The organism is Pseudomonas sp. RGB, from assembly GCF_007713445.1.
In the GTDB taxonomy this organism is placed as follows: Bacteria; Pseudomonadota; Gammaproteobacteria; order Pseudomonadales; family Pseudomonadaceae; genus Aquipseudomonas.
On record NZ_VMSH01000031.1, the window covers coordinates 23,133 to 29,699 of the forward strand.

Here is a 6,567-nt window from a genome sequence, read left to right on the forward strand (position 1 = left end):
AATCGACAAAAACAATGAATTGATGAGGGTAAGCACCATGACCGTACGTATTTCCCAAACCGCTGAAGTGCAGCAATTTTTCGAAGGCGCAGCGGGCTTTGATCAACCGGCTGGCAGTCAGCGAATGAAGAACGTGGTGCATCGCGTGCTGAATGACACCATCAGGATCATCGAAGACCTACAGATCACCCCCGAAGAGTTCTGGAAGGCCGTCAATTACCTCAACGATCTTGGCAACCGTCAGGAAGCCGGGTTACTGGTCGCAGGCCTGGGGCTTGAGCATTGCCTTGACCTGCTGATGGACGCCGAAGACGCGCAGGCCGGGCATGTCGGCGGCACCCCACGCACCATCGAAGGTCCGCTTTACGTGGCTGGCGCTCCCCTGTCGAAGCACTACGCGCGGCTGGACGATGGCCAGGATTCCGGCACGGTATTGTTCATGACCGGTCAGGTTCGCGGCACCGATGGCGCGCCGCTGAGCAACTCCACCGTCGACGTTTGGCACGCCAACACCGGGGGCACGTACTCATACTTCGACCCCTCGCAATCGGAGTTCAACCTGCGCCGTCGCATCCAGACTGACGCCGAAGGCCGCTACCGCTTCCAAAGCATCGTGCCGTCCGGCTACGGTTGCCCGCCAGATGGCCCGACCCAGCAATTGCTTGACCAACTGGGGCGCCATGGTCAGCGTCCGGCGCATATTCATTTCTTTATCTCGGCGCCTGGCCATCGTCACCTGACGACGCAGATCAATCTGGCTGGGGACAAATATCTGCACGACGACTTCGCCTACGCGACCCGAGACGAGCTGATCGCCGAGATTCGTTTCTCCGAGGATGCCAACGGCCCGCGTGCAGATATCGAATTTGACTTTGTTTTGCAGCCGACCGCCGCGGCGGAAGATGAACGTCGGCATGAACGGGTAAGGGCATTGGAAGTCTGATCAGTCATTGCCGCCCGAGCCTGCGTAGCGTTTGCTGGCGGGGGCTTTGTGGCTTCTATCCGGCCTTGCATAAAAGAATAAGAGAGGCGCAGACATGACCGTGTTATTGACTGAGCGCAGTCAGATTTTCGACCGCGCAGATGCCTATGCAGTGTCCGACTACGTTAACCAGCATGTAGGCAGTCACCATATTCGCCTGCCGCCCAAAGGCCACCCCCGGGCGAGTATCAGCCATCGCAACTTTTCGAGTCTGGACTTGTGTCGCATCAGTTATGGAGCCCCGGTGCAGGTCATCTCTGAGGCGCTGGAGACGATCTATCACTTGCAGATCCTACTTCACGGTCATTGTCGATCGGTGGCTTGGGGACGGGAGCAGATTTTCCGTGCGGGCGAGGTCTTGCTGATCAATCCGGATGACCCGGTCGATCTGACCTATTCCGCCGACTGCGAGAAATTCATCGTCAAATTGCCTGTCAGGCTGCTCGAAAACGCCTGCCTGGAGCAGCACTGGGTGCTTCCCCAGCAGGGCATTCGTTTTGTTGCCGAGCGCCATCAACTCAGTGCAATGAGTGGCCTTTTACAACTGCTGGGTTTGATTTGCCACGAGGCCGAGAACACAACGCAAGGTGAGGTTCAGGCGCTGTACGAACGGATTGTCGCGAACAAACTGCTGGCGCTATTGGGCAGCAACGTTTTGCGGGTTGTCCCCCGAACTGAAGGCGGCGGCGGATTTGATCGGGTGCGACAGTTCATCGAAGAGCATCTGACCGAGGACATCAGCATCGAACAGCTCATGGTCGTGGCGCGGGTCAGCGAGCGTTCGCTGTATAAATTGTTCGAGCGTCAGGTCGGCCTGTCCCCCAGGGACTACATGCGCCAGTGCAAGCTGGAGCGGGTGCATACAGAGCTGCAAATGGCAGCCGCGCGAAGCGTCACCGAAGTTGCGCTTGATTATGGTTTTCTGCATTTGGGGCGCTTCTCTGAAGCCTATCGCAAGCGTTTTGGCGAACTGCCTTCGCAGACCTGGCGGCGCCAGCGTCAGCAGGTTGCGCCAGGCGGATAGTGATTTGCAGTCATCGGATATTGTTGGGGTAGGCGAGCACGTAGGGTGAGGGGGCCTGATACAAGAATAACCGAGGGCCTACCCCATGATCAGCACTCTCGACAGACTCGCCCGTCAACTCAGCGAATCCGTTCAGGAAGATCCCGCTACCGGGGTTTTCCGTTGCCGCCGTGACATCTTCACCGACACCGAACTGTTTGCGTTGGAGATGAAGCATATTTTTGAAAGTGGTTGGGTGTACCTGGCGCATGAAAGCCAGGTGCCAGAAATCAACGATTACTTCACCACCTACATCGGTCGTCAGCCCGTCGTTGTCACTCGCGACAAGCAAGGGGCACTGCACGGGCTGGTCAACGCCTGCGCCCACCGCGGCGCTATGCTGTGCCGCCGCAAGCAGGGCAACAAGGGTTCGTTTACCTGCCCGTTCCACGGATGGACCTTCAGCAACGCCGGCAAGCTGCTCAAAGTAAAAGACGCCAAGACCGGTGCCTACCCCGACAGCTTCGATTGCGACGGCTCTCACGACCTCAAACGTCTGGGCCGTTTCGAAAACTATCGCGGCTTTTTGTTTGGCAGCCTCAACGAAGCGGTTCCGGAACTGAGTGATTACTTGGGCGAAACCCGGGTCATCATCGACCAAATGGTCGACCAGGCACCGCAGGGGCTGGAGGTCCTGCGTGGTAGCTCGTCGTATGTATACGACGGTAACTGGAAGCTGCAGATCGAAAACGGTGCAGACGGTTATCACGTCAGCTCAGTGCACTGGAATTACTCGGCAACCATGGGCCGGCGTAATTATGAGGCCCAAGGCACGCGTGCCGTCGATGCCAATGGCTGGTCGAAAAGTCTTGGTGGCGTGTATGCGTTCGAGCATGGCCACATCCTGCTGTGGACCCGCCTGCTTAACCCCGAAGTCCGACCGGTGCATGCCCATCGTGCAGCGCTCGCCGAGCGCCTCGGGCAAGAACGTGCGGATTTCATTGTCGATCAGACCCGCAATCTTTGCCTGTACCCCAATGTCTACCTGATGGATCAGTTCTCCACGCAGATCCGTGTGGTGCGGCCAATCTCTGTAGATAAGACTGAAGTGACGATCTACTGCATGGCGCCCAAGGGCGAGAGCGCTCAGGAGCGCACAACCAGAATTCGCCAGTACGAAGATTTTTTCAACGTCAGTGGCATGGGCACGCCCGATGACCTCGAGGAATTTCGTGCGTGTCAGACCGGCTATCAAGGCGCGACGACCCTGTGGAACGACCTCAGTCGCGGTGCCAAGCAATGGATCGAAGGCGCTGACGACAATGCCCTGGCCATGGGCATGAACCCTCAGCTCAGCGGCGTGAAAACTGAGGACGAAGGCTTATTTGTGCGTCAGCACGCGTACTGGGTGACCAGCCTGCAACGAGCGATCGAGCTGGAAAAACAGGGCCTGATTGCGACTGACAAGGAGGCACTGTCATGAGCATTTCCCGCGAGAGCCTGCTGGCTTTTCTCTACCGCGAAGCGCGTTTGCTGGATGACCGCCAGTGGGACGAATGGCTGGAATGCTACTCGCCAAAGGCCGAGTTCTGGATGCCTGCGTGGGACGATCACGATACGCTAACGGAGGACCCGCAGAGCGAAATCTCGTTGATTTATTACCCCAGCCGCGACGGCCTGGAAGACCGGGTGTTTCGCATCAAGACCGAACGTTCCAGTGCCAGCACCCCAGAGCCGCGCACTGCACATTTCATCACCAACCTCGAAGTGCTCGCCGAAGACGCCGGGCATGTGGAACTGCGCTTTAACTGGCAAACCCTCAGCCATCGCTACAAGACCACGGATACGTATTTCGGCACCTCGTTCTATCACCTGGATATCAGCGCGCAACAGCCGCTGATCACGCGCAAGAAGGTGGTACTGAAAAACGATTACATCCATCAGGTCATCGACATCTATCACGTCTGAGGACAGACCCATGAAGTATTCCATAGCGCTCAATTTTGAGGACGGGGTGACCCGTTTCATCGACTGCAAAGTAGGTGAAAAGGTGCTGGACGCGGCCTTTCGGCAGCGCATCAATCTGCCCATGGACTGCTCGGACGGGGTTTGCGGTACCTGCAAATGCCGATGCGAAACCGGCGTCTATGACCTAGGTGACGACTACATCGAGGACGCGCTGAGTGAGGATGAAGCGCAAGAGCGGCAAGTGTTGACCTGCCAGATGGTGCCTCAATCAGACTGCGTTCTCGCCGTGCCGGTCCCTTCCAGCACGTGCAAGACCGGCACCGGCCGTTTCTCTGCCAGTATCACCCGCATTACTCGCCATGCCGATGCAGCGCTGGAAGTCAGTTTTGAACTGGATCAGGCGCCGGTTTTCCTACCCGGCCAATACGTCAACATTGACGTGCCGGGCAGTGGACAGACGCGCTCGTATTCATTCAGCAGTCGCCCGGGAGAAAAACACGCGAGCTTTCTGATCAAGCAAGTGCCCAACGGGCTGATGAGTAGCTGGCTGGAGCGCGCTCGGGAATCCGAAGAAGTCTCAATGACTGGACCATTGGGTAGTTTCTATCTTCGTGAGGTCACTCGACCGCTGCTGTTCCTGGCCGGCGGAACCGGGCTTGCGCCGTTTCTGTCAATGCTCGAAGTGCTCGCCGAACGTGATGAAATTCAGAAGGTATCGCTGATCTATGGCGTGACCCGGGATCAGGATTTGGTGATGGTCGAGGCCCTGAAAGCTCTCACTGAGCGCTTGCCCAATTTCAGCTTCGTCACCTGCGTTGCCGACCCTCAGACCTTCCATCCTCAGCAAGGCTATGTCACCCAGCACATGACCGCTGACATGCTCAACGGTGGCAACGTTGACGCGTATCTCTGCGGACCACCACCGATGGTCGACGCGGTGCGACAGTACTTCAAAGATCAGGGCGTCGTCCCAGCCAACTTCCATTATGAGAAGTTTACGCCCAATGCAATTGTTAGCGGCGACGCCGACCGAGGGCAGTGAAATGAACCCACGTTTCAAAGCAAAAGTTGCGCTAGTGACCGGCGCAGCCCAGGGCATTGGCAGGCGTGTCGCCGAGCGTTTGTTGGAGGAGGGCGCGTTCCTGGTCGCCGTCGACCGTTCTGAACTCGTTCATGAACTGCAGCATGACCGTGCGCTGACCTTGACCGCTGACCTGGAGCGGCACGCAGAATGCGCGCAGGTGATGGCCACGACCAAAGCGCGTTTTGGGCGCATTGATATCCTGATCAACAACGTCGGCGGAACGATCTGGGCCAAGCCCTTCGAGCACTACGCCGAGAGTGAAATCGAATCCGAAGTGCGCCGCTCTCTGTTCCCCACGTTGTGGTGCTGCCACAGCGCGCTGCCCTACATGCTCGAACAGGGCACCGGCGCCATCGTCAATGTTTCATCAATCGCCACACGGGGCGTGAATCGGGTGCCGTATGGCGCAGCCAAGGGCGGCGTTAACGCACTGACTGCCTGCCTGGCGCTGGAAACTGCCGGCAGTGGCATCCGCGTCAATGCTACCGCGCCAGGCGGAACTGAGGCTCCACCGCGCCGTATCCCGCGTAACAACCAACCGCAAAGCGAACAGGAGCGGATCTGGTACCAGCAAATCGTCAATCAAACCATCGACAGCAGTTTGATGAAGCGCTACGGGACCGTTGATGAGCAAGCGGGCGCAATTCTTTTCCTGGCCTCGGACGAGGCTTCCTACATTACGGGCGTGACGTTGCCGGTGGGAGGCGGCGACCTAGGCTGACTCAGCGGTAACATCTGCGGATCTCACATATACAACAAAAATAATGAGACTAACGCCATGAAAACTTATCTACGTACCTGGTTTTGCCGTAATTAAACTTTGCTATGGTTTTTTGGTGTTGTTCTATGCGCGTCGCAGGATGTATTTGCTAATAATGGCGTGATGTTGCCCGGCTACGGTTCACTCCCTAGAACTTTTCAGCGCGGATGAGGGCGTAGCCCAGGTAAGCGAACAGGCCCACGGCACATAAGCCGCTGGCGACATAAATGAAGGTCCAGTGTGAGCACGGTGTAACTCCCCTTGTTGAAGAAGCGGGGGAGGTTATGCGCTTGGGTATCAAGCTCGGGCACTGATTACAGGGGGCGGTATTTAGACGGTATATAGATGAGTGATTGCCGGGCGAACGAAAACAAGGGATAGCCCGGTGTCGGGGTATCCCTTGAAAAACTGGGGTTCTGCTGATTTCGGGGATCAGCTTATTTGGCTTTCTTTTTCTTTTCGCCGCGGGTGGCGAGGTGCTCGAAGCAAAACGCGGCGGTGCCGAAGAGCGCAATCATTGACAGGACGACCATGCCTAAAGTTGAACTTTCCACGATGACTTCCTACGGGTTTTGGGGGTAGGAATTGACGGTAGAGGGTGGGGGGGTAGTTGCTCAATAGGGACGACGGAATCGTTATGGGGAAGTTGGGATTTATACGGGTTCTTTACGGGCTGGGGGGGGAGGGTACATATCCGTTGCTGCGGTAAAGGCGGCTGGCGGTTCCGCTCTTACAGCGGGTCACTTTTGGCAAACGCCCGGAATGCCGGC

Annotated in this window: 7 protein-coding genes; 6 read left to right on the forward strand and 1 reads right to left on the reverse strand. The window is 57.3% G+C overall.

The features are described 5' to 3' along the window. The first annotated feature begins 37 nt into the window (after window positions 1-37). From catA to FPT15_RS29240, 6 genes are all read left to right on the forward strand, one after another. The gene (gene catA / locus FPT15_RS29215) at window positions 38-943 is read left to right on the forward strand and encodes a catechol 1,2-dioxygenase (RefSeq protein ID WP_145166168.1); all 906 of its coding nucleotides are present in this window, start codon (window positions 38-40) and stop codon (window positions 941-943) included. Between the two features lie 94 nt (window positions 944-1,037). After that, window positions 1,038-2,006 carry an AraC family transcriptional regulator gene (locus FPT15_RS29220; protein ID WP_145166169.1) on the forward strand — a complete coding sequence of 323 codons (969 nt, stop codon included), beginning with the start codon at window positions 1,038-1,040 and terminating at the stop codon, window positions 2,004-2,006. An 85-nt stretch (window positions 2,007-2,091) separates the two neighbouring features. Beyond that, complete coding sequence (locus tag FPT15_RS29225; RefSeq protein WP_145166170.1) at window positions 2,092-3,468, forward strand: Rieske 2Fe-2S domain-containing protein; 1,377 nt, start codon at window positions 2,092-2,094, stop codon at window positions 3,466-3,468. Further along, window positions 3,465-3,953, forward strand: a complete 489-nt coding sequence (benB, locus tag FPT15_RS29230) for a benzoate 1,2-dioxygenase small subunit (RefSeq protein ID WP_145166171.1) — start codon at window positions 3,465-3,467, stop codon at window positions 3,951-3,953. The genes FPT15_RS29225 and benB overlap by 4 nt, the downstream gene beginning before the upstream one ends. A 10-nt stretch (window positions 3,954-3,963) precedes the next feature. Further along, entirely contained in the window at window positions 3,964-4,995 is a 1,032-nt protein-coding gene (benC, locus tag FPT15_RS29235; protein WP_145166172.1) for a benzoate 1,2-dioxygenase electron transfer component BenC, read from the forward strand. 1 nt (window position 4,996) lies between these two features. Next, complete coding sequence (locus FPT15_RS29240; protein ID WP_145166173.1) at window positions 4,997-5,758, forward strand: 1,6-dihydroxycyclohexa-2,4-diene-1-carboxylate dehydrogenase; 762 nt, start codon at window positions 4,997-4,999, stop codon at window positions 5,756-5,758. Window positions 5,759-5,945: 187 nt separating this feature from the next. Here the strand turns inward: FPT15_RS29240 and kdpF are convergent, their stop codons facing one another. Continuing rightward, the gene (gene kdpF / locus FPT15_RS30510) at window positions 5,946-6,098 is read right to left on the reverse strand and encodes a K(+)-transporting ATPase subunit F (RefSeq protein ID WP_372241505.1); all 153 of its coding nucleotides are present in this window, start codon (window positions 6,096-6,098) and stop codon (window positions 5,946-5,948) included. Window positions 6,099-6,567 lie beyond the last annotated feature (469 nt).

Coding starts and splice junctions, on each gene's coding strand:
- benB (WP_145166171.1), top strand. CDS start 3,465: ATGAGCATTTCCCGCGAGAGCCTGCTGGCTTTTCTCTACCGCGAAGCG.
- FPT15_RS29225 (WP_145166170.1), top strand. CDS start 2,092: ATGATCAGCACTCTCGACAGACTCGCCCGTCAACTCAGCGAATCCGTT.
- catA (WP_145166168.1), top strand. CDS start 38: ATGACCGTACGTATTTCCCAAACCGCTGAAGTGCAGCAATTTTTCGAA.
- FPT15_RS29220 (WP_145166169.1), top strand. CDS start 1,038: ATGACCGTGTTATTGACTGAGCGCAGTCAGATTTTCGACCGCGCAGAT.
- benC (WP_145166172.1), top strand. CDS start 3,964: ATGAAGTATTCCATAGCGCTCAATTTTGAGGACGGGGTGACCCGTTTC.
- FPT15_RS29240 (WP_145166173.1), top strand. CDS start 4,997: ATGAACCCACGTTTCAAAGCAAAAGTTGCGCTAGTGACCGGCGCAGCC.